We start from the raw sequence: 26596 nt of genomic DNA on the forward strand, positions 1-26596 counted from the left end.
GCCGGGTACGGTGGACGGGTGCATCGCAACTCCTATTCCCTGGCCGCCCTCGCTGCGGCCGCGGTCCCCGGACTGGTCCCGGTGAGGACCTCGACGATCGCCACCCCGGCCGAGGATCTCGACGTCGCCGGGGTCGTCGCGGAGGACGGGCGCCGCCTCATGGTCCTCTCCCCCTCGACGACCGCTTCCGGGGTCCGGCTCGAGCGCGACCTGCGGATCGCCGATGCGCTCACCGGCACCCCGCTGCGCACCGTGATCCCGCCGGTGCTGGGCTATGTGAAGCTGCCCGAGGGCGGTCGCTGCGCCGTCACCGAGGCCCCCGTCGGCCGTCCCCTGATGCTGGACGACCTGCAGGACAGCACCGAGGCCGCCCGTTCGCTGGGCCAGGTCCTCGCCCGCATCCACACCGTCCCCCGCTATGCCGCCGAGGCGGCCGGGGTCGAGTCCTACACCCCCGAGACGCTGCACGCCCGCCACCGCGCCCGCATCGACCGGGTCCACGCCGCTGGGCACCTGCCGGCCGCCGTGGCGCAGCGCTGGGAGGGTCTGCTCTCCGATGCGGGGCTGTGGGACTTCGCCCCGCAGTTCGTGCACGGGGACCTGTCCGAGGAGTGCCTGTTCGTCTCCGGGCACCGCATCAGCGCGGTGCGCGACTGGTCCTCCTCGACCGTCGGCGATCCCGCCGCGGACCTGGCCTGGCTGGTCTCCTCGCTGGATCCCGAGCGGTTCGACGAGCTGTACGCCGCGTACCGCGAGGAGCTGCCCACCGACAGCCATCCGCGGCTGATGGAGCGCGCCCAGGCGCTCGGCGAGTTCGCGGTGGCCGAATGGCTCGAGCACGGCCTCGAGGTCGAGGACGAGGTCATCGTCGCCGACGCCCGCGGGATGATCGCGGACCTCGACGCGGACCTCGCCCAGCTCGCCCGGGATGAGGCCGAGCGCGCCTACGACGAGATGAGCGCGCGCGAGGACGGCTGAGTCCTCCGCTCCGTCCCGCACTGCTTCCCGCACCACCTCCCGCACGGCCCGGCGGGGGCTCACTCCTGCCCGGACAGCATCGCCGCGATCCGCTCGCGGGAGGGGTGGCGGCGCACCTCGTGGGTGATCCCGTCGGCCACGAAGTGGAAGGCGGTGCGGATCCGCGACAGCGGCAGACCGGTCCGCTCGTGCCAGGCCAGGCGGTACAGCGACAGCTGCAGGGACCGCTCGCGCAGCTGCGCGGGGCGGGGCATGTGCCCAGTCTTCCAGTCCACGATCAGCACGCCCTCGCTGCCGTCGCTCCCCTCGGGGTCGGCGAAGACCGCGTCGATGATGCCGCGCACGGCGATCTCCCCGATGCGGGTGGTGACCGGCTGCTCGACGGCCAGCGGTGAGCGGTGGGCCCATTCGGAGGCGTCGAAGGCCTCGCGCAGGGCGCGGGCGTCGACGAGCGGACCCTGCTCGGCCTCGTCCTCGAGCACGGCGAGGTCCTCGAGGTCCAGCAGGCTCGCGGAGCCGTAGCGGGTCTCGAGCCAGGCGTGGAAGGCGGTGCCGCGTGCCGCGGCCGGGGAGGGGCGGCGCGGCAGGGGGCGCAGCAGGTCGATCGCGGCGGCGCGCGGGTCTTTCGCCTGCTGCACCACCTGGGAGGCGGACAGCCGCGGCGGGGAGTGGACGACCGGCGCGGCGGCACGCTGCTCGAGGTCGACGATCGCGCGGCGTACCAGCTCGGCCAGCTGCGGATCGGCGAGCGCGGGCACGGCCGACCGGCCCCCGCGGTGCTCGGCGGGGCTGTCCTCGGGCGCCGCAGCGACCTCCGCCAACGCAGCGATCTCCGCCGACGCAGCGGCCTCCGCCGCCGCCTCGGCGAGCAGGGCCGCGGCGCGGTCGCGCTCGTGCTCGGCCGGGCCGGGGGCCGGGGGCCAGGCGGCGGTGGGCCGCTCGGACTCCAGCGGGTTCTGCTCGGGCACCTCCTGGGCGGTGCGGAAGGCGTCCGGGACCAGCGGCGCGGCCTCGGTGAGGTAGCGGGAGCGGGGCCGGGCGGAGGCGAGGCCCTCCCGCCAGGCGGCGGAGGTGAGCAGCAGGCGCCGGCGGGCGCGGGTGACCGCCACGTACATCAGCCGCCTGTCCTCGCGCAGCGACTCCTCCCCCTGGGCGAAGCGGTAGTCCTCGATGAGCGCCTCGGCGTCGACCTGGGTGTCGGCCTCCGCCCAGGCGAGCTCGGGCAGGGTGTCCGCATCGCCGCGCAGGGCGGTGGGGACGGAGGCGGAGGCCAGCTTCCCGAGCCATCCGTCGGCCGGGACCCGCACCCGTCCGGTCTCGTCGGTCCTCGCGCGGCGCAGGTCGTAGGAGGGGACGGTGCCCTCGGTGAGGCCGGCGACGGCGACGAGGTCCCACTCAAGGCCCTTGGCCGAGTGCATGGTCACGATCGTGACGGCGGCGGGGTCGTGGGCGGTCTCGGGGGCGGCGGTGACGGCGAGGCCGGCCTCCTCGTCCTCGCTGATCTCGAGCAGGTCGAGGTAGGCGCCGAGGCCGCCGCGGCGGGCGGTGCGCTCGAACGCGGCGGCGTGGTCGCGGAAGGCCTCGAGGTCGGCGAGGGCGCGGGAGCCGGGGTCGGTCTCCAGCAGGGCGAGGTCCACCTCAAGCAGGCGGGTAGCGGCGGTGACGAGGTCCGGCAGGGGCAGGGGCAGCAGGCGCCGCATCTCGCGCAGCATGCCCTGGATCTGGGTGAGCCGGGCGCGGCCCTCGGCGGTCAGGGCCCGGCCGGTGGGGTCGGTCCAGTCCTCGGGCGGTAGGTCGTCGACGGCGTCGACGAGGGAGATGGCCTCGGCCTCGTCCTCCTCGCCGGGGCGGCCGCGCTCCCCGCGGCGGCGCGAGCCCATCCGGTCCCGCCACTTCCCGAGCACGGCGAGGTCCCGGGCGCCGAGCCGGAGCCGGGACCCGGTGAGCAGGCGCATGAGGGCGTCGCCGCGGCCGGGGTCGTGGGCGGCGGCGAGCAGGGCGCGCACGTCGGCGACCTCGGGGCGGTGCAGCAGCCCGCCGAGGCCCACCACCTCGGCGACGAGGCCCCGCTCCTCGAGCCCGGCGACCAGTGCGGGGATCTGGCGGCGGGCGCGCACGAGCACCGCGGCGGAGGCGGGCGGGGCGCCGGGTTCGTCCTCGGCGCGGCGGGTGAGGACCCAGTCGGCGATGGCGCGCGCCTCGGCGCGCTCGTCGGCCGCCTCGAGGATCTCGGCGGCGCCCTCCCCCGCCCCGGGCCGGGGGTGCAGCTCGGGGATCTCGATGCCGGCGTCGGCCTCGCGCAGCGGGGCGGCGAGCCGGTTGGCGACGGCGAGGACGGCCTCGTCGTTGCGCCAGGAGGTCGACAGGGTGCGCTGGAGGACGGGCTGCGTGTCGGTCGCGAAGGCGCGGGCGAAGCCTGCGAGCGAGGCGGCCGACGCGCCGCGCCAGCCGTAGATCGCCTGCTGCGGGTCGCCGACGGCGCAGGCGGCGTGGCCGGGACCGAACAGGTCGGTGAGCATGCGCAGCTGGGCGACGGAGGTGTCCTGGAACTCGTCCAGCAGCACCACGCGGTGCATGCGGCGGGCGAGGGCGCCGGCGGCGGGGACCTCGCGGGCCACGCGGGCGGCGAGGGAGACCTGGTCGGCGAAGTCGAGGGAGGAGGTGGAGGTGCGGATCTCGGCGAAGCGCTCGAGCAGCGGGATGAGCGCGAGGCGCGCATCGAGGGCGGTGAGGACCTTGGCGACCTCCTTGGGGGTGGTGCGGCGCCGGCCCTCGACCTGCAGGGGGATCTGGGAGAGGTGGGTGCGGATCTCGCGCAGGTGCTCCTCGAGCTGGGCGGGGGTGACGAGGTGGTCGGCGAGCGAGCTGGTCAGCGACAGCAGCGCGGCGGTGAGGGTCGCCGGGGACGCCTCGAGGTCCAGGGAGTCGTCCCAGCCCTCGACGATCTCGTGGGCGAGCTGCCAGGAGGCGGAGGTGGACATCATGGTCAGCTCGGGGTCGATGCCGACGGCGAGGGCGTGCTCGCGCACGAGGTCCAGGGCGAAGCCGTTGTAGGTGTGGACCACGGGGCGCTGGCCGACCAGCTCGTCGCCGCCGCGCTCGAGGCCGGGCGGGAGGTCCAGTCCCTCGGTGCGCAGCGCGGCGGCGAGGGCCGCCAGCCGCTTCTGGATCCGCTCGCCGAGCTCGTGGGCGGCCTTGCGGGTGAAGGTCAGGCCCAGCACCTGGCGCGGTTCGACGATGCCGTTGGCGATCAGCCACACCACGCGGGAGGCCATGGTCTCGGTCTTGCCGGAGCCGGCACCGGCGACGACGAGCATCGGCACCAGCGGCGCCTCGATGACGGCGGTCTGCTCGGCGGTGGGCGGGGGCTGCTCGAGCAGGGCGCCGAGCTCCGCGGCCGTGTGGCGGGGCGCCGTATGGCGGGGTTCCGTGGGGCGGGGCGGGGTGGTCACAGCTGGTCCCCCTCGGGCTGGAGCGGGCAGCTGGCGCGCACGGCGCAGTGGTCGCAGTGGGCGTTGCGCCGGGCGGTGACCTGGGCGCCGGAGACATCGCGGGAGACCGCCTCGACGAGGTCGTCGAACCATGCGGGGTCATCGGCGCGGGTGAGCGCGCCCTGGGTGCGCACGGCGGCCTTCTTCCCGCCGGTGCCGACGTAGACGAGCTGGGCGCCGTTCAGCCGCTCGGGGGCGTCCTCGCCGAGCTGCTCGGCGAGCGCGCCCTCGCGCACGGCGGCCTGGTAGGCGGCCAGCTGCAGGTCCTCCTCGGCCTTCGCGGCGGACTTGGCGGTGCGTCCGGACTTGAGGTCCACGACCCGCAGTCCGGTCGCGTCCCCCTCGATCCGGTCGATGCTGCCGCGCAGGCGGACGCGGCCGAGGTCGACCTCGAAGGGCGCCTCGAGCGCGAGCGGCTCCCCCGCGGCGCCGGCGAGGTGCTCGGCGAGCAGGCGGGCGGAGTCCTCGGCGCGGCGCACGCGGCGCCTGCCGGACCAGGTGTCGGTGCCGGGCATGCCGCGCAGCAGGGTGTGCAGCGCGCCGAGGAGGTCGCCCTCCCCGCACGGATGGGTCTGGGCGAGCAGGTGCAGCGCGGTGCCCAGCAGCTGGGCGGGTCCACCGGCGCGGGTGCCGCCGGCGCGCTCCATGAGCCAGGACTGGGGGCAGTCCACGGCGCGCTCGAGGGCCGACGGGGACAGGATGATGGTCTCGCCCTGGTCGTGCAGGGGCGCGGTGGAGCTGGGCGCCTGGTGGTACCAGCGGGCGGGGTCGGTGCCGGGGGCGCCGGCGCGGCCGAGGGCGTCGAGCGCGAGCGCGGCGTCGCGGGCACGGTCCGGGTCGGGGTCGCGCAGGCGGCGGCGCAGGGCGGCGACGAGGCGGCGCGCGTCGGGGGCGGGGCCGGGGTCGAGGCGCAGCGTCTCGGCGTCCACCCACGAGGCGGGGTCGCGGCGGGCCTGCTCCTCGAGCACCTCGAACAGGGCGGAGGGCTCGGACTGCTCGTCCTCCACGGCGGTGACGAGCACGCGGGTGCGGGCGCGGGCGAGGGCGCTGACGGCCAGACGCAGCTCGTCGGCGAGGACCTGATCGCGCTGAAGGGCGCGCAGCTCCTCGGGGCCGACGGCGGGATCCGCGGGATCGGGGCCGGAGATGTCGGGCCGGGCGCCGCGCAGTCCGGTGAGCAGGGAGAGGTCGGCGGCGCCGAAGAGGGTCGAGCGCAGGCGCAGGTCGGGCCATGCCCCTTCCTGTACGCGGGCGAGCACGACGGTGTCGCGGTGCTCTCCGGCGAGCTGGGCCGGGGTGAGCACGGCGAGGCGGCCGCGGGCCCCGGCGGCCGGGGCGAGGGTGTCCTCGACGACGGCCTGGCCGCGGATCTGCTCGACGAGGTCCAGGGCGCCCGCCCCGGGGCGGCGCTCGGTGAGGCGCTCGGCGGCGGCGAACAGCTCCAGCAGCGCGTCCAGGCGCGACGCGGCGAGCCGCGCGCGGGCCCCGTCGGCGTCCCCGGCGTCGCCGAGGGCGGCGCGCCGCCAGCCCCCGGCGAGGCCGGAGGCGTCCCAGGCCTGCCACAGCACCTGCTCGGCGTCCTGGTCGCGGTGCGCGCGCACGGCGGCGATCATCGCCCGCACGCGGTGCACGGGCGCGGCGGCGCGGTCGCGCGCCTCGGGATCGGGCAGGCCGGGGACGTCCGGCTCGACGAGGGCGCGGGCCAGCAGCTCGGCGCTCGAGACCGGCGGTGCGGGATCCGCGGCCAGCGCGGGGTCCTCGGCCGACGGGGCCTCCGCCGGCGGGGTCGGCTCGGGGTCCTCGGCCGACGGGTTCGCCGCGGCCGACGGGGCCTCTCCGGCTGACGGGGCCTCGTCGACGGCGGGTGGGTTCTCGGCGCGGCGGTGGGCGGCGAGCAGAAGACGGCGGATGCGGCGCAGGCGCAGGTCGTCGGCGTCGCCGAAGGGGCCGCGCAGCAGCTCGGAGGCCGTGAGGGGGTCCAGCGCCGTGCCGTCGGGCGCGAGGCCGATCTCGAGGATGCGCAGGAGATCGGCGACGGCGGGAACGTCCCGCAGCGGCTGGGGGCGGCGCGGGATCCGCACGGGCAGGCCGGTGCGGGCGAGGAGGTCGGCCACGTCGGCGACCGCCGCGCCGGAGCGGCACACCACGGCCATGTCGTCGTAGTCGACGCCCTCGCGGTGGTGGAGGTCCCGCAGGGCCGAGCCGATCAGCCGCGCCTCGTCCAGCGGGTCCCCGGCGCGCAGGGCGACGAGCCCCGCGGCGCGGGAGGCGGTGGCGGCGTCGCAGGGGGCGATGCCGGCGGGGGACCCGTCGGAGTGGGCCGCGCCGGTGGGCTCCCCCGCCGCGACCGCGGCGTCCGCGACCGCGCGCATGACCACGCGCGGGCGCCGGGAGGCGGCCGGGGCACCCGCGAGCGGGAGGCGGCCGCGCAGCGCGTCGACGAGCGCCGTGATCTCGGCGCGGCGGCCGGGGGCGCCGGTGAGGGTGACCTCGGCGGCGGGGCGGGGCAGGCGGGTGCGCAGCCGGTCCGCGGCATCGGGCAGGGCGCCGCGGAAGGTGTCCACCGCCTCGTCGGGGCTGGCGAGCACGAGCACCCGCGCGCCGCCGGCGGCGAGCGCCGCGACGAGGGCGAGGCCGGAGACGGTGAGGTCCTGGGCGTCGTCGACGATCACGGCACGGGCCGGCGCGGGGGTGCCGGGGCGCAGCAGCAGCGTCGCGGCGCGGCGCACTAGCGCACCGGAGTCCAGGCGCGGACCGGCGTCCAGCGCGGCGGAGGCCTCCAGGTCCAGCACGCCGAGGTAGTCGCGCAGCAGCGCCGCGGCATCGCGCCAGGCGGGGCGGGTGTGCTCGAGGCCGAGGGCGGCGAGCTCCGCAGGGGTGAGGCCGAGCTCCCCGGCACGGGTGATCAGGTCGCGCAGCTCGGTGCGGAAGCCGGGCAGGGTGCGGGCTCCGGGATCGACGTCCAGGTGCCAGGTGTCGCGCTCGGCGATCAGCTCGGCCAGCAGTGCGTCCTGCTCGGCGCCGGTGACCAGGGTCGGCTCGCCGAGGCCGCGACGCAGCGCGTCGGCCCGCGCGATCGCGTGGGCGAGGGCGGGCGGGGTCATGGCCCGCACCCCGGCCGCGCCGTGGACCGCCATCGCATCGCGCAGCCGACCGGCGGCGACGCGCCGCGGCGCCAGCAGGAGGGTCTCCTCCGCGCCGAGCGCACGGGCGGCCCCGTCTGCCGCGACGAGCGCGAGGGCGGTCCGGCCGCTGCCCGGCCCGCCGTGGACGAGCACGTCGGACCCGGCGAGGAAGCGCTCCAGCGCCTCGCGCTGGGGGGCGTCCAGCGCATCCGCGGCATGCAGGGCCGGCAGCGCGGCGAGGTCGGGTCCGAGCAGTCGGATGCCCTCCTCGAACGGTGTGCCGGTGCGTCGCATACCCCCATTCCACCGCACCGGGCCGACAGGTGAGGGGGTCCGTCGCGCACCCGCACGGCGGTAGAGTGTCCTGGATCACGAAAGTCCTGCACACCCCGCATCGGAGGCTGATCCCATGACCGCTCCCGCCACCGGCAGGATGCCCCGAGAGCAGCGCCGCTCGCAGCTGCTGCGCCTGGCCACCCGGGTGTTCACCGAGAAGGGCTACCAGGCCACGTCGATGGATGACATCGCCACCGCCGCCGGGGTCACCAAGCCCGTGCTCTACCAGCACTTCCGCTCCAAGGAGACGCTCTACGTGGAGGTGCTGGACGTGATCGGTGAGTCGATGCTCACCGAGGTCCGCGCGATCACCTTCCAGGCCGGGGACACCACCGGCAGGGTCCGCGACGCGCTGCACCGCTTCTACGAGTTCGTGGCGCTGGAGAACTCGCTGCGGCTGTTCACCGGGCACGAGGTCATCTCCGACGCGGTCCAGGAGCGGGTCGAGCAGGTGCTGGACGCGCTGTCGATCGAGCTGGCGGGGGTGCTGACCTCCTACCGCCGGCTGAGCACCGTCCAGGCGCGCACGCTCGGCCGCGGCCTGATCGCCGTCGCCCAGACGACCGCGCAGATCCTGCACGATGCCGAGGGGGACGAGATGCGCGAGGAGATCCTCTCGGCGATGACCACCACCGTGGTGCACGGCCTGAGCGGCTTCGACCTGATCCCCGCCGAGGGCAGCCCTGCCGCGCAGCCGCCCGGCGAGGACGCCGAAGAGCGGTCGGCCGCGGAGCCGTCGGACGCGGAGGCCGCGGAGCCGTCGGACGCCCGCTGAGTCGGCGCGGAACCGCGCACGACCCCGCGCACCCCGTGTCGTTCCGCCTGCGGCGTACGCCGCCGCGAGGCCCGCGGCCGCGCCGTAGACTCGAGCGCGAACTGCAACATCGTCCCCGCCCCTGGGGCGGAGGGAAGGTCAGGCCATGGAGATCCGCATCGGCATCCAGCACTCCCCGCGCGAGCTCGTGATCGAGTCCGACGAGAAGGCGGAGGCGGTGCTCGAGCGGCTCAGCGCCGCGGTCACCGAGGGCACCCCCGTCACCCTGGTGGACGACAAGGGCAAGTCCGTGCTGATCCCCGGGGCGAAGGTCGCCTACGCGGAGGTCTCCACCGAGGAGCCCCGCCGCGTCGGCTTCCTCGGCTGAGTCCTTGACCTCCCCCGAGGAGGAGAGCGGCGCCCCGCAGGGCGGGGAGCCGGAGGACGCCACCCTGGTGGGCCCCGATGAGGACGACGCCGCCTCGGAGGACGCTGACGCGATCGTGCGACGCCACCGGCGCCGTCGTCGGCGCGCCCGGGCGCTGCGCCTGACCACCACCGTGGTCGTCGCGGTGCTCGGCGCGATCGTGGGTCTGCTACTCGTGCCCGACACGAAGGTCGACGTCGGCCCGCTGAGAGCGACCGTGCACTTGCGCCCCTCGCTCTCCTCGGACACGGTGCTGCTGCTGCCGCCGGTCGGGGAGGTCGGCTTCGACACCCACACCGCCCCGGTGCGGATCGAGGCGCGCGTGCAGGGCGTGGACGTGAAGAAGGCCGAGGCGCTGTTCTACGACAGCTCCGGCCTCGCCGAGCTGCAGCGCACCGCCCCCGAGGCGATCACCCGCGCCGCCGCGACCAATGCGGTGTGGAACGCGCTGTTCGCCGCCGCGGGCGCGGGCCTCGCCGTGGGGCTCACCTTCCGCCGCGTGCGCCGCGCCCTCGCCGCCGGCGGCGGGGCGGTCGCGGTGGTCGCCGCCTCCGCCGGCGCGACCGCGGTGACCTTCTCCCCCGCCTCCCTCACCCAGCCGCGCTTCGAGGGGCTGCTCTCCCAGGCCGCGTACATCGCCGACATCGGCCAGGGCACGGCGATCGACTACGCGAGCTACCGCAGCACCCTCGCGGAGTTCGTGGGGCAGGTCTCCGCGCTGTACATCGCGGCGGACAACCTCCCCGTGGGGCTGGACCAGGAAAACCTGATCACCGTCCTGCACGTCTCGGACATCCACGACAACCCGCAGGCCTACGACGTCATCGAGCAGCTGCACACCCAGTTCGCGATCGATGCCGTGATCGACACCGGCGACATCGTCTCCTGGGGCACCCCGGTGGAGAACGAGCAGCTGCGCCGCATCGGCACCCTGGACGTGCCCTACGTGTACATCTCCGGCAACCATGACGGCGCCGCGGCCGCGGCCGTCATCGAGGCCCAGCCCAACGCCACCGTCCTGGACAACGAGGTGGTCGAGATGGCGGGCCTGCGGATCGCCGGGATCGGCGACCCCCGCTTCGCGGCCGACGACGACTCCGACGCCGCCGGCGGCTGGCAGGAGGGCAAGGACGCGGTCGCCGCGAGCGCCTACCAGCTCGGCGACACGATCGAGGCCTACGACGACGCCTACCCCGACGCGCCGGTGGACATCGCTCTGCTCCACGACCCCACCCAGCCCGATGGGCTGCTGGGCCGGGTGCCGCTGGTGCTCTCCGGGCACATGCACACCTCGAACGTGGAGATGGACGTGGACGGCTCCGGCACCGACTGGTTCACCGTCGGGTCCACCGGCGGCGCCCTCGCCTCCGGCGGGGTCGCGCCCGTGCTGCAGGGCGAGGACCCGCTCGAGCTCACCGCGAGGATGCTCTACTTCGACGCCCGGACAGGACACCTGGTCGCGTACGACGACATCACGATGGGCGGGCTGGGGCTCGTGTCCGTCTCGATCGAGCGCTCCCGGATGCCCGAGGAGCAGCCCGAGCTCGAGATCCCCGCCGATGCCGAGACCCCCGACGGGACGATCCCGCCGGAGCAGGAGGTGCAGCCCGGCGAGGGCCTGCCCGACGAGGACCGCGTCACCCCCACCGACCCGATCAGCCCGCTGCCGGGTGCGAGCGACGACGGCGAAGGGTGAACAGGGCGGGCTGATGCGTCGCAGGATGATGCCTCTGATCGCGATCATCACCTGGATCGAACGGACCGACCACCGCCGCCGGTGGCAGGACATCCTGGGCCGATCGCCCCCCCACCGGGTCCCAGACCGTCATGAACCCGATCGTCAGCCCGGCGGCCTGACCCCAGCTGACACCTACCTGAATCGCCTGTAAGTGTTCGTGGTGGCCGGCCCGGGGCTGGCTGGCAGGGTTGGTGCTGGTAGCCCGGCGCCCGTCGTGACTCCTGAATCGGCTGACCCCTGCGGGGTGTCATTCCCGGGATCTGTCCGGCGGGGGCCGGGTGCCGGCGCCAGCCCTGGCCCACCACGATGGCTTGATCAGAAGCATGTCCACCGCCGGGAGCTCGATCTCGGCGGCGTGGCTCATTACAGGCCCGCCTCGTAGTGACTCTCATCCTGGGCCGACGCCGGCAACGACGTCCCGTCCCAGCGATTCGAGAGGAACATCGTCATGAACAGTCTGCCTGCCACCGTAGGGGACTTCTACCGATACGTCGTCGGAGTCGACACCCACGCCGCAACCCACTCCTACGCGATCATCGAGGCTCCGAACGGCGGCCTCATCGATCAGAATGTCTTCCCGACCAGCCCTGCAGGGCTGCGACGCGCACGAGAATGGATCGCGCGCCGCACCGAGGGAGACCTCGACGGTGTGCTGATCGCCGTGGAAGGAACCGGCTCTTACGGGGCAGTTCTCAGCGACGTGCTGCAGCAGGTCGGCTACCGAGTCGTCGAGGCACCGACCCCGCGTCGTGCACGAGCCCGAAGCAAGACCGACGCCCTCGACGCGCTACTCGCCGCCCGATCGAGTCTCGTCATGCCGTTGACGACGTTGCGAGATCGTCGCACCGGTGACCTGCAGTCGGCGCTCCAAGTCCTCACCGGTGCCCGCGACCAACAGAACGCCGACAGATTGCGGTGCATCAACGCCCTCACCGCACTCGTGAGAACCCACGACCTTGGAATCGATGCACGCCGGGCCTTGACCGGAATGCAGATCGCGACGATCGCGAGCTGGCGTCGCCGAGAAGAGACGCTGGGGACAGCAACCGCCCGCGCCGAAGCGACACGCCTCGCGAAGCAGATCACGACGCTCGAGAGGGACCTCGCCGAGAACCGTGAACGGATCACTCACCTCGTGGAGACCACAGCTCCCGAGCTGCTGGACCTGCCAGGAGTCGGCGCAGTCACCGCAGCCGTGATCTTGACGGTCTGGTCGCACCCCGGCCGAATACGCAACGAGGCCGCATTCGCCATGATCGCAGGAGTCTGCCCGATCCCGGCCTCCTCGGGTAACACCACGAGGCATCGCCTCAACCGCGGTGGAGACCGACGGCTGAACCGCGCGCTGAACACCATCGTGCTCACCAGGATGCGCACCGATCCTGCCACCCGCACCTACATCGAGCGGCGCCAAAGCGAGGGCAAGACATCCAGAGAGATCCGACGCTGCCTCAAGCGCTACATCAGCCGCCAGATCTTCCGATCACTCACAGTTGCCCACCCCGTCCCGGACGCCGCCGCCGCGGCTTGACACAACATAGAAGCATCCCGGGTTTGTTAGAGGCTCGCAAGTGCCGCGTCGGCGGGTGCCGGCACGGTCTGGTGGTGATGGTAGATGTCCTCCAGCTCGACGGGCGGGATCATGCCGATCTCCCCGTGGAGACGTCGGTGGTTGAACCAGTCGATGTACTCAGCGGTCGCGATCTCAAGCTCGTCGATGTTCTTCCAGGGCCCGCGGTTGCGGATCAGCTCGGTCTTGAACAGCGAGTTGAAGGCCTCGGCCAGGGCGTTGACGCTCCTATAGTTGTCAACCCGCGATTTCGCCGGTGCGGGGGTTGACCTTGATGAGGTGGTAGACCTCGCGGATGACGTAGCGCTTCAGGCAGCGGATGATGTCGCGCTTGCTCTTGCCTTCGGCGGTCCGACGGGCGACGTAGGCGATGGTCGGCTCGTGGAACCTCATCCGGACGATCACGGTGCGGTAGATCGCGGCGTTCAGCTGCCGATGGCCGCCGTGGTTGATGCGATGTCGACCGCTGGTCATCCCGGAACCGGTCGGGACTGGGCTGATACCGGCGAGCTTCGCGAATGCGGCTTCGGAGTGGATCCGCTCGGGGTTGTCGCCAGCGACGATCAGGATCTCGGCTGCGGTATCGACGCCGATGCCGAACTGCTCCAGCAGCTGGGGTGCGGTGCGAATGACGAGCGCCTCGATCGACGCCCTTAGTTCCTTGGCTTCGCTGTCCAGGTGCTGCCATCTGCGGGCCAGTGACCGCAGCGCATGGCGGAGAGAGTCTGCGGGCGTCTCGAGGTTGCGAGGGCGCAGCGCTGCGAGGTGTCGGGCGAGCTTGATCGGCGTCATCCGGTTCGTCTCCCGGCGCAGCGTGTCGTCGGCGTGGACGAGCATCGCCTTCATCGAGATCATCGCGGCGGAGCGGTCGGTCACGGCTGAATCGTGCGCGATCTTGAGCTGCCTGATCATCTCGACGCTGCTGTCCGCGGTCTTCGGAATGACCGTCGCGAACCCCGCGAGCACGGAGCGGGCGGCGTTCTCCGCGTCGAGGGTGTCGGATTTCCCGTTCAGGCGCCGCTGGCGGCGATCAGGGCGTCCTGCTTCGACGACCTTGTGTCCGTGGCGGCGCAGGAACGATGTCAACGTCGCACCATAGGAACCGGTGCCCTCGATGCCGAACGCAAGGACCTTGCCGAACGAGTCCGCCCAGGTGAGAAGCTGCTTGAAGCCACCCGTGTCGGTGGGGACGGTGAGTGTCGCCAGGATGCCGCCGATGGTGTCGAGCACGGCGGCGACATGGATGTGCTTATGGGTGTCGACGCCGATGACGACGTGCCCGGAGTGGACGGTTTCGAGTGTGCTCATGGTGCCTGTCTCCCTTGACGGTTAGCGTGGTCTCACGCTGTCGCCGGCGGGTGGACAGGACTGTCACGGGGACGCTCTCGACATGCTGCTCCAGGCTCCTATTAGGTCACGCCCGATCCGGCGGCAGCGCTTACTGCGTGCCCAGCCGGGCGGTCGACAGATCAACGCAAAGGCACCACTCGGGCCAATCGTAAGCAAGGGTCAGACCGCGCCGGCCGGGACTCCCCAATCCTCGCGGGACCGGGTAGAAAGAGACTGACAGTCGTAAGAATCGCCGGTCGAGCCGACCGAGGCCACGGCCCCAGCCTCGGCGAGGCGCTGGGTGTAGCGGACGGCGACGTACTGGACCCCTTTGTCGCTGTGATGCGTGAGCCCGGAAACGTCGTGGCCAGCGTGCTCGCGGGTCCAGATCCCCATCTCCAGCGCGTCCAGGGCGAGGTCGGTCCGCAGCGACTTCGACAGCTGCCAGCCAACCACGCGGCGGGAGAACACGTCGATGATGAACGCGGCATAGACCCAGCCCGCGAACGTGCGGCGGTAGGTGATGTCGGCGACCCAGAGCTGGTTCGGGGCCGTCGCGGTGAAGTTGCGTTCAACCAGGTCAGGACGTGTGTCTAGGCCGTCGCCTGGGCGCGTGGTCCGAGGGCCTCTCTCTCGGCTGATGCCGCGCAGAGCTTCGGCTCTCGTCAGCCGTTCCACGGTGCAGCGCGCGACTGAGACGCCTTCCCGGCGCAGCTGAGCGTGGAGCTTCTTCGCGCCGTAGACCCCGAAGTTCTTCGCGTGCACGCGCCGGATCTGCACGAGCAGTTCCTCGTCCCGCAGCGTCCGCTTCGAGGGTGGTCGGGTCTTGAAGGCGTAGTAGGTGCTCGGCGCGATCTGGGTGCCCGCTGCGGTGAGCGTGCGGCAGATCGGCCAGGCGCCGAACTCGTGCTTGTGCTGGTCGATGAACTTCACGATCAACGCTGTGGGCGGTCGAGCTCCGCTGCGAAAAAAGCCGAGGCCGACCTGAGGATCGGCGGATTCAAGCGGTCAGTGCAACGAGTCCTGTGAGATGAGGCAGTCACTGATCACAGGAGGATCCGGATGCAGGGCAGGCACGGTCATCTCAGCCGGGAGCAGAAGCAGCTCGGGCTCAGGCTGCACGGGAAGGGCTGGCGGCTGGTCGACATCGCGAAAGAGATCGGCTGCAGCGCGCCGATGGTCGGCATCATGGCCCGCACCGGCAGGCACCTTGACGCCAGGCCGTTCGGCTGGGAGCCACGGCAGGGCTGTCTGACGATCCACGAGCGCGAGCAGATCCTGCTGGGGATCAATCGTGGCGATACCTTCACCGCGATCGCCGAGCAGCTGGGGCGTGCGGTGTCGACCGTCAGCCGTGAGGTGAAGCGCGGCGGGGGTCGCTGCGGCTACTCGGCGTGGCGTGGTCATGAACGTGCCCGCGAGCAGGCGCGTCGACCGAAGCCGTTCAAGCTTGCGTCGGGCCGGCTGCTCGAGGAGGTCGCCAGCCGGCTGGAGCAACTGTGGTCACCTGAGGAGATCGCGGCGCGCCTACGGTTGGATCACGCCGACGACCCGGAGATGCGCGTGAGCCACGAGACGATCTACCAGTCGCTGTTCGTGCAGGGCCGAGGCGAACTGCGCCGTGAGCTGGCGCGGTGCCTGCGGTCCGGAAGAGCGGCCCGCAAGCCCCGCCGAACCACGGACGGTCGCGGCCGCATCCCCGGCATGGTCATGCTCAGCGAACGCCCCGCAGAAGCCGACGACCGCGCCGTGCCAGGCCACTGGGAAGGTGATCTCATCCTCGGCGAGGGCAGCCGCAGCGCCGTCGGCACGCTCGTTGAGCGCTCGACGCGAATGACACTGCTGCTGCACCTGCCCGACGGCAAGAGCGCCGAGCAGGTCGAGGCCGCGATGCGCGCCGCAATCAGCAAGCTGCCGCCCTCGTTGATCCGAACGATCACCTGGGACCAAGGCGCGGAGATGTCCAAGCACGCCGCGTTCACCATCGCCACAGGAATCCCGATCTACTTCTGCGATCCCCACTCGCCCTGGCAGCGGGGGAGCAACGAGAACACCAACGGCCTGCTGCGCCAGTACCTGCCCAAAGGCACCGACCTGAGCGTCGTCAGCCGCGAGAAGTTGGACGCGATCCAGGACAGCCTCAACGGACGCCCCCGCAAGACACTGGGCTATCTGACACCATCAGAGAAGCTCGCAGAGTTCCTTGCGCCCACCGCTTGAATCCGCCATCGCGTTAGCCCGGCGCAGCTCGCGCACTTCCTTCTCCAACTCAGCGAGCCGCTCAGCGTCGCTGGTCGTGGTCCCGGGTCGGTGCGCCTCGTCGATCTCGGCCTGCACGACCCAGTTCCTCAAAGTCTCGGGATTGATCCCGAGCTGCTCACCCACACGACGGAACGTTCCAGACTTCGTCTCTGGATCCCGTCGCGCGTCCACGGCCATCCTCGTGGCCCTCTCCCGAAGCTCGTCGGGGTACTTCCTCGGTGCTGCCATGCTCCTCATCCTCCCGTGGATTCAGAGCCTCCACCAGAACCGGGGCGATTCAGATGTGCGCAAAGTGGAGCAGTTCCGTGCGAGGTTCGCGTCTGGGCGGGATGGACGCAACGCGGTGGTCCACTCGCGCTGGGTCTTTGGTGCCCAGCCATCGGATCCAGAGATCATCCTCGGGATCAGGTACAAGATCATGAAGAAGCCGGCCGGGGAGGTCGCGACACTCTCCATCCAGGACGTTCCCGACAGCGAGCGAGAGCAGATCTACGTGGAGCACACGCTTTCTTCGCTCAAGCGTCTGCTGCGTCGCGATGTGGGAACGATGCAGATCGGCCAGCAGGCGTACACCGAGGTAATGATGACCTGGGCTGCCGGGCAGCTGTGAGCTGAAGTTGATCGTTCCTGATCTCCTGCCCGCCGCGTGCACTTGCAGAGGTCGTTGACGGCTGAGCTCCTAACCATCTCCTGTGATCATCGGCTCGCGTATGTCCCGCGTCATCAGCTGGCTTCCTGCTCGTCTGCGGTTAGCGCCGAATGCACCGTCCCGACTGAGACTCCAACAGCCGAGGCGATCGCCCTGATCGACTCGCCCTTTTCGCGCCGGGACATGATGACCGCGCGCTTGTCGTCGTCGAGCACCCGGGGGCGGCCGCCGATCCTGCCGCGCTTGCGCGCTGCTTCGAGCCCGTTCTTGGTCTTGCGCACGATGTCGCGGCGGCGGTCTTCTGCGAGCGCCATGGCCATGTCCAGGACGAAGCTCCGCTCGGTGTGCTCGCCCTTGGCGATTCCCTCGATGACCTTGACCGCGATTCCGCGTTCGAACAAGTCCGTGAGAACAACCAGCCCCTCGATCAGGTTTCGGCCGAGGCGATCCACCTCTTGGACGGCGAGCATGTCGCCCTCGCGCATGTAGTCGATCGCGGCGCTCAGGCCTGGCCGGTTCTCCACCTTCAAGCTGCCGCTGACCTTCTCCTCGAAGACCTTGACGCAGATCGGGTCCAGCGCGTCATGTTGCCGCGCGGTGTCCTGGCCCTTCGTGCTGACTCGCACCAATCCCACTAGTGCCATGGCTTGCTCCGTTCATCAAACGTGTTCAATTGCCTTTCTCAATAGTACCTGTTGTTGAACGAGTTTTTGAATCAACTGAGCCACGAAACACCGTGTCCGTGGGCACCCTTCAGATGTTCGTCTGATCGACCGTTTTCTGAACAGGCCGGATGCGCGCCCCAGTATCCTCGGAGCATGCAGCCCGTCGTGGTCCTCGATACGAACGCCCTCTACGGCCGTAAGCCGCTCACGCAGGCGTACAGCCTCCGGTTGCTGGCCCTCGCCGAGTCTGGACACGTGAGGTTGATCGTCCCCGAGGTGGTCCTGCTCGAGCTCTCGAGGCAATGGCACGAGGAGGCGCAGGAGAAGTCGGCTGAGGCGCTTACGGGGGTAAAGAAGCTCAATGAGTCACTCGTCGAGTTCGATCTCGGGCAGGTCGAAATCAACACGCCCACGCCCGACCGGACCGCGTTCTATACCTATGCCGAGAACCTGTTCCGCTCAAAGCGTGTCGAGATCCCATCACCGCCCGAAGTGTCGGTGCGAGATCTCTTAGCCAACGAGATCGAGGTCAGGAAGCCGTTCGACAGGGAGGGCACGGGCTTCCGTGACGCGCTGATCTGGGAGACCATTCGCGAGCTCTGCGGCGACCTGACCGATCCGTCGACTCCGGTTGTCTTCGTCACCAACAACCACACGGACTTCTGCGATAAGAAGGGCGGCAGCCTCCACCCGGACCTGAGGCAGGACCTTGCGGCAAGTCAGGCTTTCGACGTTGTGCCCTCGCTCCACCACCTGCTGGAGCATCACGCGGTCGCGCCGCTTGCTGAAGCCTTCCGCGTGCTCGAGGACACCTTCACACCGGAGCGCATCGAGGAGCTGGTCGACAGCGCAATCGCGGACCTGCACGGGATCGATGTCGAAGAAGCGCTCGGCGTGTACGTCGGCGACGGCATGTATGAGGTGCCGATCAGCACGGGACTCAGCGGCGCGGCCTTCGAGGAGATCATGTTCGAAGGGGACACCATCTCCTCCGAGATCTACAAAGCCGGGGATGAGCTGACAATTCTCGTGACGGTAGACGCTGACTGCAGTTTCGATGGATACATCGACAAGAGCGACTATTTCCTCCACGACGACGATTCAGGGTTCTCCGTGCTGGAGGACTGGAACGACTATGTCTTCAGGGCGTCCGTGCGAGGGCGGCTGCGCTTTACGTTCAGCGCGTCCTTCACCGAGGCGGCAACAGCCGACATCGTGCTGTCGCTCGACGAGGCCGAAGAGATCTGAGCGCTGCGAGATCGCTCACCGCATGCGCTCGGCCAGCTGGTCGAAGAACCCCGCGAGCATCGTGCCTGCGTCGTCTCGCATCAGCTCGGCCCCGCCGAATCGGTAGACCTCATAGCCGGCAAGCCTGAGCCGCCGGTCCTCGGCGACCATCTCGCTGTACAGCGTGGGGCTCGCAGTATCGCCGTTCGCGTAGTGCTGTTTCCCATCGACTTCCAGCACGACGCGATGCCGGCTGGAGAACAGGATGAGGAAGTCCATCCGCTGCCGCGCCAGCGGGCTTCCACTCTGGCCCGAGGTCTGCCTGGCCCGTTGCGTTGCAGGATCGAAGTGCAGGTAGACCTGCGGGATCAGCGCCGGGATGTCGAACCCGTCCTTGTATCGGGCGGCGTAGGCGTCGAACACCTTTAACTCGACCGGGTTGTCGCCCAGTGAGTCCCGCAAGCGCTGGTGCAGGTCCAGGCCGACGTCGCGGGCGGACATCGCTTCGTCGAAGCCCTGGCGCTTGCGCCACCACTCGATCAGCGTGCTGTACGTCAGCCCATCGGCAGGGATCGGCTGGTCGAAGACCAGGCAGAACTCGGCGTTGCGCACGATCTCGATGTCGTTGTTGACGGCGTCCCGGAGAACCAGGTCGGGCTTGGGTCCGTTGGCCGCGAAGATCAGGTTCTTCGCCGGCGACCCGACGCCTCCGCCGCGGTCGTACTCGTTGAGCAGGGCTTCCAGGTCCGCCAGCAGCGTGCCGGTTACCTCCAGCTCGGCGGTGATGCGTCGCGCCAGTGCCACCAAGCGCGGGAGATCCCAGCCGCGGGTGTACCCCTGGATGACGTCGCGCTTGGTGAAGACCTCGTCGGTCGGCTTGCTCCCGGCCAGGAGCCACGACAGCTTGAGCTCTTCATCCAGCACTACTTCGAGGTCGCGACGCGTGTAGCTGTGGATTAGCGCTTCCTCGATCGCGCTGCGTAAGGAGCGCGACGAGACCTTCACCGGTGCCTTCGGCGCGTCGGCGAGGATCCCCTCGAAGAAGTTGAAGCCGCTCATCACACCATTGTCGCCGCCAGGCCCGACTGGTGGGTGCCGGCCAGCCAGGCGCGCAGCGCAACAGGCACAGCAAGACCCCGGCAGCATCGCTACCGGGGTCTGAGTGGGACTGCCGCACCGATAGGTGACAGTTGAGGTTTCAGGCCGCGAGGCTCACGGCGGGGTTCATGATGGTCTCGTATTCGGTGGGGGTCAATTGGTCCAGGCGGGCCTGTCGGCGGCGGCGGTGGTAGGTCCGCTCGATCCAGGTGATGATCGCGATCCGCAGCTCTTCTCGGGTCCGCCACCGCTTGCGGTTCAGGACGTTCTTCTGGAGCAGGGCGAAGAAGGATTCCATAGCGGCGTTGTCGCCTGCAGCACCGACTTTCCCCATCGACCCGATGAGGTGGTGACGGTTCAGGGCGTGCACGAATTTTCGTGACCGGAACTGCTTGGGTTCAATCGGTCGATGCAACACCGGGTTGGTGGAGTGAGCGTAGTTGTTCTTCGAATACCTCGGCAGGGGTCTTCCACTTGAGTACTTTGCGGGGTCGGTTGTTGAGCGCGTGCGCGATGGCCTCGAGGTCCTCAGCGGACCATCGTGAGAGGTCCGTGCCCTTGGGGAAGTACTGGCGCAGCAGGCCGTTGGTGTTCTCGTTCGTCGGCCGCTGCCACGGCGAGTGGGGGTCGGCGAAGAACACCTTCGTGCCAGTCTCCACGGAGAACTGCGCGTGACCAGAGAGCTCCTTGCCTCGATCCCAGGTCAGGGTCTTCCGCAGCTGCTCGGGCAGCGTGGTCATCGACGCACTGAGTGCCGCGTTCATCGCGAGAGCGCCGTAGCCGCCGAGCGATGGACCGTTCTTCACGTAGGGCTGCTCTCCCCAGCCCTCCGTGCGGGGCAAGTGGACCAGGATCGTTGAGCGGCTGCTGCGCTCGACGATCGTCCCGATCGCCGACCGGCCAGTGCCGATGATCAGGTCGCCCTCCCAGTGACCAGGCACGGCGCGGTCTGCGGCTTCCGCGGGGCGTTCGCTGAGGACCACATCGGCCGTGACATGCCCACCGGGCTTGTTCCGCGACCGGGCCCTGGGCCTCCGTAGCGCGCGACCGGTGCGCAGGCACGTGACCAGTTCGCGCTTGAGAGCGCCGCGACCCTCGATGAACAGCGACTGGTAGATCGCCTCGTGGCTGATGCGCATGGACTCATCATCGGGAAAGTCGATCTTCAAGCGCTGTGCGATCTGCTCCGGGCTCCAGGCCAGCGCCCACCGTCGGTCGGCACGGTGCGGCTTGTTCAGCCCTTTCCACGGGGCCGGGGTGGGGCCAGTGACGATCGTGCCGTCGGGTCGGCGAACGTTGCCGGCGAGCCGGTCGTGGACGTACTGGCGCAGCTACGTGTTCTCAAGCAGCTTCGCGGCCTTGGGCCGCTTGGCCGACTGTTGCGCCTTCCACTGGGCAACCGTGGCCCGGTATTCCAGCTTCCCGGCACGAGTCGCAGCGTTGCGGCGCAGCTCGCGGGAGACGGCTCCGGGGTCACGCCCGATCTCGCGGGCAATCTCTCGAACGCCCTTGGCCTGGGCGTGCAGGATGGCGATCTCCTCGCGTTCTTCGAAGCTCAGGTATCGGCCGATGGGCTCAGCCAGCGAGATAGGCGACATCCCGCCAGCGTGGCGATACCAGCGGGACCCGACTGGCACGGACACGCCGACCGCGAGCGCCGCTTCTGCCGACGTGATGCCCGTGGCGATCAGGCGCCAGAACTGCCGTTGCACCGCCCGGGACGGGGCAGGGCGTCCGGGCGAGCGCATCGGCGGTCTCAGCGCCCGGTCAGCACGCCACTGACGACGAAGCTCCACCGGCGCGTCGCTCGTCTTCTTGCTCCAGTCTCCCGTGGCCATGCTCGAACACACCTCCGAAGTCGAGGTGTTGCGACGACCAGTTGAATCCGCCCTGAGATCCGCGGTCCGAGTGCACGATGCAGCCGCCGGCGTCACGGCGCCTGGACACCGCGTTGTCCAGGGCGTTTACTGCGAGGCGCGCCTTCATCCGGTCGCTGATGGAGTCTCCGACGATCCGGCCGGAGAACACGTCCTTGATCGCGCAGAGGTAGAGCTTGCCCTCGTCGGTCCAGTGCTCGGTGATGTCCGTCAGCCACAGTTCGTTGAGGTCATCCGCGGAGAAGTCCCGTTGAACGAGGTCGTCGTGCACGGGCGGTCCGGGTCGTTTTCCGTTCTTCCCCCGCTTCTTGCCGAACACGGACCACCACTGATTGTCGCGGCAGATCCGCCACGCGGTTCGCTCACACATGCGCTGGCCAGCGGCTTCCGCTTCGCCGGCGAGGAACCGATAGCCAAACTCGGGATCGTCGCGGTGGGCGTCGAACAGCGCGTTTGCTCGATAGGCCTCGACCAGCTCGGACTCGGTGACTTGCTGTTTCCGCCAGCGGTAGTAGGGCTGGCGGGAGAGCTTCAGGACCCGCAGGGACACCGCGACGGGGATCCTGTCGGCGGCGAGCTCGTTCACGAGCGGGTAGAGGATTTTCCCGGCAGGTTTGCCTGCGAGAGGTAGGCGGCGGCGCGGCGGAGGACCTCGTTTTCCTGCTCCAGCAGCCGGATCCGCTTGCGCGCATCGCGCAGCTCGGCAGAGTCCTCGCGGGTCTTGCCGGGACGGGCGCCGTCTTCGACATCTGCTTGGCGCACCCAGTTCGTCAGGCACGACTCCGAGATCCCGAAGTCCTTCGCGATCTGGGAGAGCTTCTGGCCAGGTTCACGGTTCCTCGCGACACGGACGACGTCGTCACGGAACTCCTGGGGGTAAGGAGCGGGCATGGTGCACATCCTTCCCTGCGACGCTGCTCAGCGCCACCGATCATGTGACACCTACCCGCGCATCAGTCCCCCTCTTCGTCACAGTCTTGGGTGTCTTGCCCGGAGATCTCCGCGGCCGCGAGGAGCGGTCCAGCATCGGTTCGCCGGCGAGGTAGCGGTCGACCCAGCGCTTGACCGTCGGCCAGGACACTTGGAAGCGGGCCGCTACTTCACTGATCCGCCACCCCTGGTCGACGACCAGGTGGGCAACTTTCAGCCTGTGGCGCGGGGTAAGGGCCGCATTTGCATGGCTCATTGAGGCTCACGTCCAGGCGACGGCTCGACAACGCCGCTGGCCCCGTTTGCCGTGGCCGACAAATCAGTGCCGCTCGCGAACAGGGGCCTGCAGGGTGACGTGCCCCGTCGCGCTGTTGACCTGCCGATAGACTCCAAAGCTGGTCAGGTGTCGCTTCTCCAGCTCGGTCTCGATGAGGATCCAGGCATCCGCGATGCTCTCTGGGGGCACATCGAACGTGACCGTTACGCCTTCCGGGACCTCCGGTACGACGATCCTGCTGACCGCCTCAGATTCGGATTGCGTCATAGTCCCGGCCGAGACGGTGATCTGGTCGTCGCGCGTGCCGTCGTACAGAAGCACGATCTCTTCATCGGATTGCGGGAGACGCCGGTACAGCTCGCTCACGGCGTGACCGATCTCGGTCTCATCAAGGACGGCGGTGCTCAGCCCCCAGAAATTGAGGCTGGGCAGTGCGGTGAGGGACAGATTCATGATGATCTCCATGGACTTGTTCTGGATGATGTCCAGCCGGTGCTGAACGTGGACCAGACGTGTTGAAGCCTCGGTGATCTCCCGCTGCAAGGCATCTACCTGGTGAATCAGAAGCGATTCCAGCGTGGACTGCCCGATCTGCGGATCGAGCAGCTGCCCTATCTCGGCCAAACCGAACCCGAGCGCGCGCAGCTCCGTGATGGCTCGCACGCGCCCTAGCTGGCTGTCTTGGTGGCGCCGATAGCCGGTCACGGGGTCGGTTACAGCTGGGGTCAGCAACCCCTCGTCTTCCCAGTGCCGTAGCATTCGCCGCGAGACACCGGCGCTATGCGCGATCTCTCCGATGCTCAACATGTCGACTCCCACCAGACCGCATCACACAGTGTCAAGGTCAAGGCTCCCAGAGAAAGTCACTCTACTAACGTCTCCGGTCAGTACACCTAGACACCGCCGCCGCGCCAAGCTTCCATGGGCTGCTCCCGGGCCTCCGGGGCGACCGTTCAGTTCGTCTTCGTGTTCGTCAGGTGCGTGCCGATGTACCCGATGTACGCGTGCGTGCGGCCGTCCTTCTTCCCCATCGCGTAGTACATGCGCGGGGCGTTCTGGTCGCGGTTGGTCGGGGCGAAGTGGGCCGTCATGAAGAGCTTCCCGGAGGGGTCGAGCTCCGTCGGCACGGTGAACGTCCGCTCCTTCCGCCACTTGGCGTTGTTCTGGACGCTCTGCGACTCGTTCGGTCGGTGCCGCGCCTGGGGGCACTTCCGCCCCACGACCCGATCAGCGCCTCCGAGGTAGGTGTGGACGTTGCCGCGGAACCCGTGCTCGTCGACCTCCTTGGCGAAGTCCATGAGGACGAGGACGTACTCCCAGAACGAGGTCGCGTACAGGCTGGAGCGGTCGATCAGGTCGATCTCGCCGGCATCGTCGAGCGTCCGCTCCCAGTCGGTGAGGGAGACGTACTTGCGGACCTCCTCGAAGCCCTCCTCGTCGGTGAGGCGCTCGACGATGTTCACGACGCTGACGGGATCGGTTTCCCAGAGGTCCGCCGGCTTCTCGATGAACTCGTAGTGGTCCGGGCGCTGTGCCCGCCATGCCTCGAGCTGCCGGGTCTTGCGCTCGGCGTCCTGGCGCTCGGACTCGGCGACCGCCCGCTCGAAGCGCTCCGTCTCGAGGTGCGCCTTCAGCTCCGCGACCTGGTCCTCGAGCTTCTCCCGCTCCGATTGCAGAGCGCCGGTGGTCTCCTGGGCCTTCCTGACGGCGGCCTCCTGGCGCTCGAACCGCTCCGAGAGCGCCTGCAGCGCCTGATCGTCCAGCGTCTCGCGGCCGAGGATGCGACGGACCAGCGCCGTCAGGCGGTCCATCCAAGGGGCGCGGGGCGCTGCGATCGGGGTGGGCGTCGGCTCCGGGGCCGTCTCCGTGACCTCTGGCGCGGCAGGCTCCGAGGCCGCGACCACCTCCGGCACGGCAGCGGGGGTGCTCGGTGCGGGGACGATGACCGGGGTGCTGGGTGCGGTGGTCTCGGCCGCGGGCAGCTCTTCGGCGATGACCAGTCGCTGTCGCTGCAGGAGCCTGGTCGCCCGGGACAGGTCTCCGGGCAGCTCCTTCTCGAGCAGCTGCAGGCGGGGAGAGACGGAGACGAGGCGCTTGGTGCGATCGTCGAAGATGAGTCGCTCGGACTTCTTCGAGGTCGCCGGAACCTCGACGAGCCCCCGGAGGACCGCCCACGTGGTCAGCACCCGATGGCGGCGCGCATCGAGCCGGTCATCGAGCGCGACCCCGGGCACGAAGGTGCGCAGCGCCCCGAGAGGCAGCGAGTGCGCCGCGCCGAGGCGTTCGTTGAGCAGCCGGTGCGCCTCCTGGTCGAGCACGAAGAACGAGGCGCAGCCGATCGTCTCCTTCGTGATCGTGTCGACGGCGCGACGCCAGCGCTCGTCCCCGACGTTCGGGATGGGAGAGGCGATGACGAGGGAGAGGGACCGCTCCTGATCAGTGATGTGGTCGAAGAGGGCCTCCGCGTCCTCGCCGCGCACCATCGTCGACTCCGGAAGGATCGGCACCGCACCGTCGAAGGCCGGGATCGTCTCGAGGGTGTTGCGGACGATCCTGGGCGGTGAGGGGACGACGCTCTCGCCGTTGCGCCCTCGCCCCTCGCTCTCGATCCAGATGGTCTGGCGGTATCGCCGAGCATCGGGGGCGTTCATCGCGTACACGCGAGTGGTCCAGACACCGTTGCCGTTGTCCTCGACGAACTCGAGCAGCTCGCGTCGCCGCCGGCCGTCGTGGCTCGAGTCCTCCAGCACCGTGAGCCGCGCCCGCTCCCCGAGCTCGTGCACCCCCGGGCCGTCCCAGTCAGCTCGCTCGATCGACCGGAAACGGCCCCTGAGCTTGCCGCGCAGCCAGTCGTGCATCTGCTCCTCGGCGACGCGCACCGCGTCGGCTGAGTCCTCGAGCTGCAGAATCGAGCGATAACCGATGCTCACGTGATGGCTCTCCGCTTCATGGAATCTGGGGATTGGCGACGTCTTTGATTATCCCAGATCGGTCTGACAGACGAGTTGGATAGGTCGAGAATCGATGATCTTCGTCCTCTGGATCGCGGGGTCGAAGTCATCCTGGGATGGAGGGCCTGCGCCAGCTTCCGGTGCGTCTTCCCGGCCAAAAGGCGGAGACGGAGATGAGCAGCGCGGTCCGTGAGATCTCAAAGCTGAAGGAGACCCGGTGTGCGGACTGACCCAGCACCCCGTGTCAGCCGCGCACGTACTCCGTACGCCTCTCAGCACCACGCTCGATGCAGCCCCCTGCTGTTGTCGCGCCCTCCCGTCACCGGGCAGCGCGTTGTCCAGAACTGGCCGATATGGTCAAGGGTTCGACGGTGGTAGTTGGTTGATGGGACGCCGGGAGAGCGGGCGACTGCATAGGCTCGCGCCGTGACTGGGAACGAGCAGCTAACCCGAGAGCGCCAGAAGAGTCTCTGGCTGCACCGCGCCGTGCTCGAACGGCTCCGGAGCGATCCTGAGTCCATCCTCGGGAGGGCGCGCGCGAATCTCGAGGCCTGGCACGGCGTACACCGCCCCGGTGGCATGGCCGAGCGGTACCTGGCGCAGTGGCGGGAGATCATCGACGGCAGCATCGACGGCGTCGTGGACGTGCTGGTCGGCACCGACCCGCGCTCATGCGAGCTGCGAAAAACCACCCCCTTCGCGGGAGTGCTCACGGACGAGGAACGACGGCAGGTCCTCGCCGCCTTCCGAGAGCACTGGCGGCAGGAGCATCCGGGCCAGTCTTAATCCGTCATCGTCGCCGCGAGTTGCTCCTCGGTCGAAAGATCGAGTCGCGGAACCGATCAGCGATCTAACCTGAACTCGGCTGCTGGGTCAGGTCCCACAGGATGATTAGTGGATCGGCACACCGCC

Annotated in this window: 20 protein-coding genes, 4 pseudogenes and 1 other annotated feature; of the genes and pseudogenes, 9 read left to right on the forward strand and 15 right to left on the reverse strand. The window is 70.0% G+C overall.

All coding sequences use genetic code 11. From position 1 onward, the window contains the following. Positions 1-18: 18 nt before the first annotated feature. A complete protein-coding gene (locus HNR70_RS08645; RefSeq protein WP_184325293.1) occupies positions 19-978 on the forward strand; it encodes a phosphotransferase in 960 nt (319 codons plus the stop codon). Positions 979-1037: 59 nt separating this feature from the next. Here the strand turns inward: HNR70_RS08645 and HNR70_RS08650 are convergent, their stop codons facing one another. Continuing rightward, positions 1038-4430, reverse strand: a complete 3393-nt coding sequence (locus HNR70_RS08650) for an ATP-dependent helicase (protein WP_184325294.1) — start codon at positions 4428-4430, stop codon at positions 1038-1040. After that, entirely contained in the window at positions 4427-7888 is a 3462-nt protein-coding gene (locus tag HNR70_RS08655) for a UrvD/REP family ATP-dependent DNA helicase (RefSeq protein ID WP_184325295.1), read from the reverse strand. The genes HNR70_RS08650 and HNR70_RS08655 overlap by 4 nt, the downstream gene beginning before the upstream one ends. A gap of 115 nt (positions 7889-8003) precedes the next feature. Here HNR70_RS08655 and HNR70_RS08660 point away from each other — a divergent pair, with 115 nt between their 5' ends. From HNR70_RS08660 to HNR70_RS08675, 4 genes are all read left to right on the forward strand, one after another. Next, positions 8004-8705 carry a TetR/AcrR family transcriptional regulator gene (locus HNR70_RS08660; RefSeq protein WP_184325296.1) on the forward strand — a complete coding sequence of 234 codons (702 nt, stop codon included), beginning with the start codon at positions 8004-8006 and terminating at the stop codon, positions 8703-8705. 145 nt (positions 8706-8850) lie between these two features. After that, complete coding sequence (locus HNR70_RS08665) at positions 8851-9072, forward strand: DUF3107 domain-containing protein (protein WP_184325297.1); 222 nt, start codon at positions 8851-8853, stop codon at positions 9070-9072. 4 nt (positions 9073-9076) lie between these two features. Next, positions 9077-10807 carry a metallophosphoesterase family protein gene (locus HNR70_RS08670; RefSeq protein WP_246375186.1) on the forward strand — a complete coding sequence of 577 codons (1731 nt, stop codon included), beginning with the start codon at positions 9077-9079 and terminating at the stop codon, positions 10805-10807. A gap of 490 nt (positions 10808-11297) precedes the next feature. Then, entirely contained in the window at positions 11298-12380 is a 1083-nt protein-coding gene (locus HNR70_RS08675) for an IS110 family RNA-guided transposase (RefSeq protein WP_184323913.1), read from the forward strand. Between the two features lie 26 nt (positions 12381-12406). Here the strand turns inward: HNR70_RS08675 and HNR70_RS08680 are convergent, their stop codons facing one another. From HNR70_RS08680 to HNR70_RS08690, 3 genes are all read right to left on the reverse strand, one after another. Continuing rightward, positions 12407-12634, reverse strand: coding sequence for an IS3 family transposase (locus HNR70_RS08680; protein ID WP_184326618.1), 228 nt, complete (start codon positions 12632-12634; stop codon positions 12407-12409). A gap of 22 nt (positions 12635-12656) precedes the next feature. Continuing rightward, complete coding sequence (locus HNR70_RS08685) at positions 12657-13727, reverse strand: IS110 family RNA-guided transposase (protein ID WP_184325298.1); 1071 nt, start codon at positions 13725-13727, stop codon at positions 12657-12659. Between the two features lie 201 nt (positions 13728-13928). After that, positions 13929-14681 (reverse strand): IS3 family transposase, encoded by a 753-nt coding sequence (locus HNR70_RS08690; protein WP_184325299.1) that lies wholly within the window; start codon positions 14679-14681, stop codon positions 13929-13931. After that, positions 14595-14723: a sequence feature (AL1L pseudoknot), on the reverse strand. (Overlaps the previous gene by 87 nt.) Positions 14724-14810: 87 nt before the next feature. On the opposite strand from HNR70_RS08690, the gene HNR70_RS08695 reads away from it, so the two are divergent. Further along, positions 14811-15968: an IS30 family transposase gene (locus tag HNR70_RS08695; RefSeq protein WP_184324565.1), complete on the forward strand. Its 1158-nt coding sequence runs from the start codon at positions 14811-14813 to the stop codon at positions 15966-15968. A gap of 12 nt (positions 15969-15980) precedes the next feature. Here the strand turns inward: HNR70_RS08695 and HNR70_RS08700 are convergent. Further along, positions 15981-16247, reverse strand: a pseudogene (locus HNR70_RS08700) (transposase); the annotation flags it as partial. On the opposite strand from HNR70_RS08700, the gene HNR70_RS08705 reads away from it, so the two are divergent. Beyond that, complete coding sequence (locus HNR70_RS08705) at positions 16237-16620, forward strand: hypothetical protein (RefSeq protein WP_184325301.1); 384 nt, start codon at positions 16237-16239, stop codon at positions 16618-16620. The pseudogene HNR70_RS08700 and the gene HNR70_RS08705 sit on opposite strands and share 11 nt — an antisense overlap. Positions 16621-16733: 113 nt before the next feature. On the opposite strand, the gene HNR70_RS08710 is transcribed toward HNR70_RS08705, so the two are convergent. After that, a complete protein-coding gene (locus HNR70_RS08710; RefSeq protein ID WP_184325302.1) occupies positions 16734-17303 on the reverse strand; it encodes a recombinase family protein in 570 nt (189 codons plus the stop codon). Positions 17304-17477: 174 nt separating this feature from the next. Here HNR70_RS08710 and HNR70_RS08715 point away from each other — a divergent pair, with 174 nt between their 5' ends. Then, the gene (locus tag HNR70_RS08715; RefSeq protein ID WP_184325303.1) at positions 17478-18572 is read left to right on the forward strand and encodes a PIN domain-containing protein; all 1095 of its coding nucleotides are present in this window, start codon (positions 17478-17480) and stop codon (positions 18570-18572) included. A 15-nt stretch (positions 18573-18587) separates the two neighbouring features. Here the strand turns inward: HNR70_RS08715 and HNR70_RS08720 are convergent, their stop codons facing one another. The 8 genes and pseudogenes from HNR70_RS08720 to HNR70_RS08755 form a co-directional block, all read right to left on the reverse strand. Further along, positions 18588-19610 (reverse strand): putative endonuclease domain-containing protein, encoded by a 1023-nt coding sequence (locus tag HNR70_RS08720; protein ID WP_184325304.1) that lies wholly within the window; start codon positions 19608-19610, stop codon positions 18588-18590. A 139-nt stretch (positions 19611-19749) separates the two neighbouring features. Next, positions 19750-20040 (reverse strand): annotated as a pseudogene (locus HNR70_RS08725) (integrase core domain-containing protein); the annotation flags it as partial. 7 nt (positions 20041-20047) lie between these two features. Beyond that, positions 20048-21397, reverse strand: a pseudogene (locus tag HNR70_RS08730) (IS30 family transposase). A 19-nt stretch (positions 21398-21416) separates the two neighbouring features. After that, on the reverse strand, positions 21417-22112 hold the full coding sequence (locus HNR70_RS08735) for a DDE-type integrase/transposase/recombinase (protein ID WP_184325305.1): 696 nt from the start codon (positions 22110-22112) through the stop codon (positions 21417-21419). Beyond that, entirely contained in the window at positions 22109-22417 is a 309-nt protein-coding gene (locus HNR70_RS15590; RefSeq protein ID WP_221421115.1) for a transposase, read from the reverse strand. The genes HNR70_RS08735 and HNR70_RS15590 overlap by 4 nt, the downstream gene beginning before the upstream one ends. 52 nt (positions 22418-22469) lie before the next feature. After that, positions 22470-22712: pseudogene (locus HNR70_RS08745) on the reverse strand (helix-turn-helix domain-containing protein); the annotation flags it as partial. A 63-nt stretch (positions 22713-22775) separates the two neighbouring features. Beyond that, complete coding sequence (locus tag HNR70_RS08750; RefSeq protein WP_184325306.1) at positions 22776-23540, reverse strand: MerR family transcriptional regulator; 765 nt, start codon at positions 23538-23540, stop codon at positions 22776-22778. 146 nt (positions 23541-23686) lie between these two features. Next, positions 23687-25663, reverse strand: coding sequence for a hypothetical protein (locus tag HNR70_RS08755; protein ID WP_184325307.1), 1977 nt, complete (start codon positions 25661-25663; stop codon positions 23687-23689). Positions 25664-26110: 447 nt separating this feature from the next. Between HNR70_RS08755 and HNR70_RS08760 the strand changes: the two genes are divergently transcribed. Continuing rightward, complete coding sequence (locus tag HNR70_RS08760) at positions 26111-26470, forward strand: hypothetical protein (RefSeq protein ID WP_184325308.1); 360 nt, start codon at positions 26111-26113, stop codon at positions 26468-26470. The last annotated feature ends 126 nt before the right edge of the window (positions 26471-26596 follow it).

The organism is Brachybacterium aquaticum, from assembly GCF_014204755.1.
Lineage (GTDB): Bacteria > Actinomycetota > Actinomycetes > Actinomycetales > Dermabacteraceae > Brachybacterium > Brachybacterium aquaticum.

Bases quoted from the DNA above. Each gene is read 5' to 3' on its own strand.
- HNR70_RS08750 (WP_184325306.1), bottom strand. From the start codon at position 23,540: ATGTTGAGCATCGGAGAGATCGCGCATAGCGCCGGTGTCTCGCGGCGA.
- HNR70_RS08665 (WP_184325297.1), top strand. From the start codon at position 8,851: ATGGAGATCCGCATCGGCATCCAGCACTCCCCGCGCGAGCTCGTGATC.
- HNR70_RS08720 (WP_184325304.1), bottom strand. From the start codon at position 19,610: ATGAGCGGCTTCAACTTCTTCGAGGGGATCCTCGCCGACGCGCCGAAG.
- HNR70_RS08660 (WP_184325296.1), top strand. From the start codon at position 8,004: ATGACCGCTCCCGCCACCGGCAGGATGCCCCGAGAGCAGCGCCGCTCG.
- HNR70_RS08710 (WP_184325302.1), bottom strand. From the start codon at position 17,303: ATGGCACTAGTGGGATTGGTGCGAGTCAGCACGAAGGGCCAGGACACC.
- HNR70_RS08685 (WP_184325298.1), bottom strand. From the start codon at position 13,727: ATGAGCACACTCGAAACCGTCCACTCCGGGCACGTCGTCATCGGCGTC.
- HNR70_RS15590 (WP_221421115.1), bottom strand. From the start codon at position 22,417: ATGCCCGCTCCTTACCCCCAGGAGTTCCGTGACGACGTCGTCCGTGTC.
- HNR70_RS08655 (WP_184325295.1), bottom strand. From the start codon at position 7,888: ATGCGACGCACCGGCACACCGTTCGAGGAGGGCATCCGACTGCTCGGA.
- HNR70_RS08715 (WP_184325303.1), top strand. From the start codon at position 17,478: ATGCAGCCCGTCGTGGTCCTCGATACGAACGCCCTCTACGGCCGTAAG.
- HNR70_RS08705 (WP_184325301.1), top strand. From the start codon at position 16,237: ATGCTCCTCATCCTCCCGTGGATTCAGAGCCTCCACCAGAACCGGGGC.
- HNR70_RS08695 (WP_184324565.1), top strand. From the start codon at position 14,811: ATGCAGGGCAGGCACGGTCATCTCAGCCGGGAGCAGAAGCAGCTCGGG.
- HNR70_RS08675 (WP_184323913.1), top strand. From the start codon at position 11,298: ATGAACAGTCTGCCTGCCACCGTAGGGGACTTCTACCGATACGTCGTC.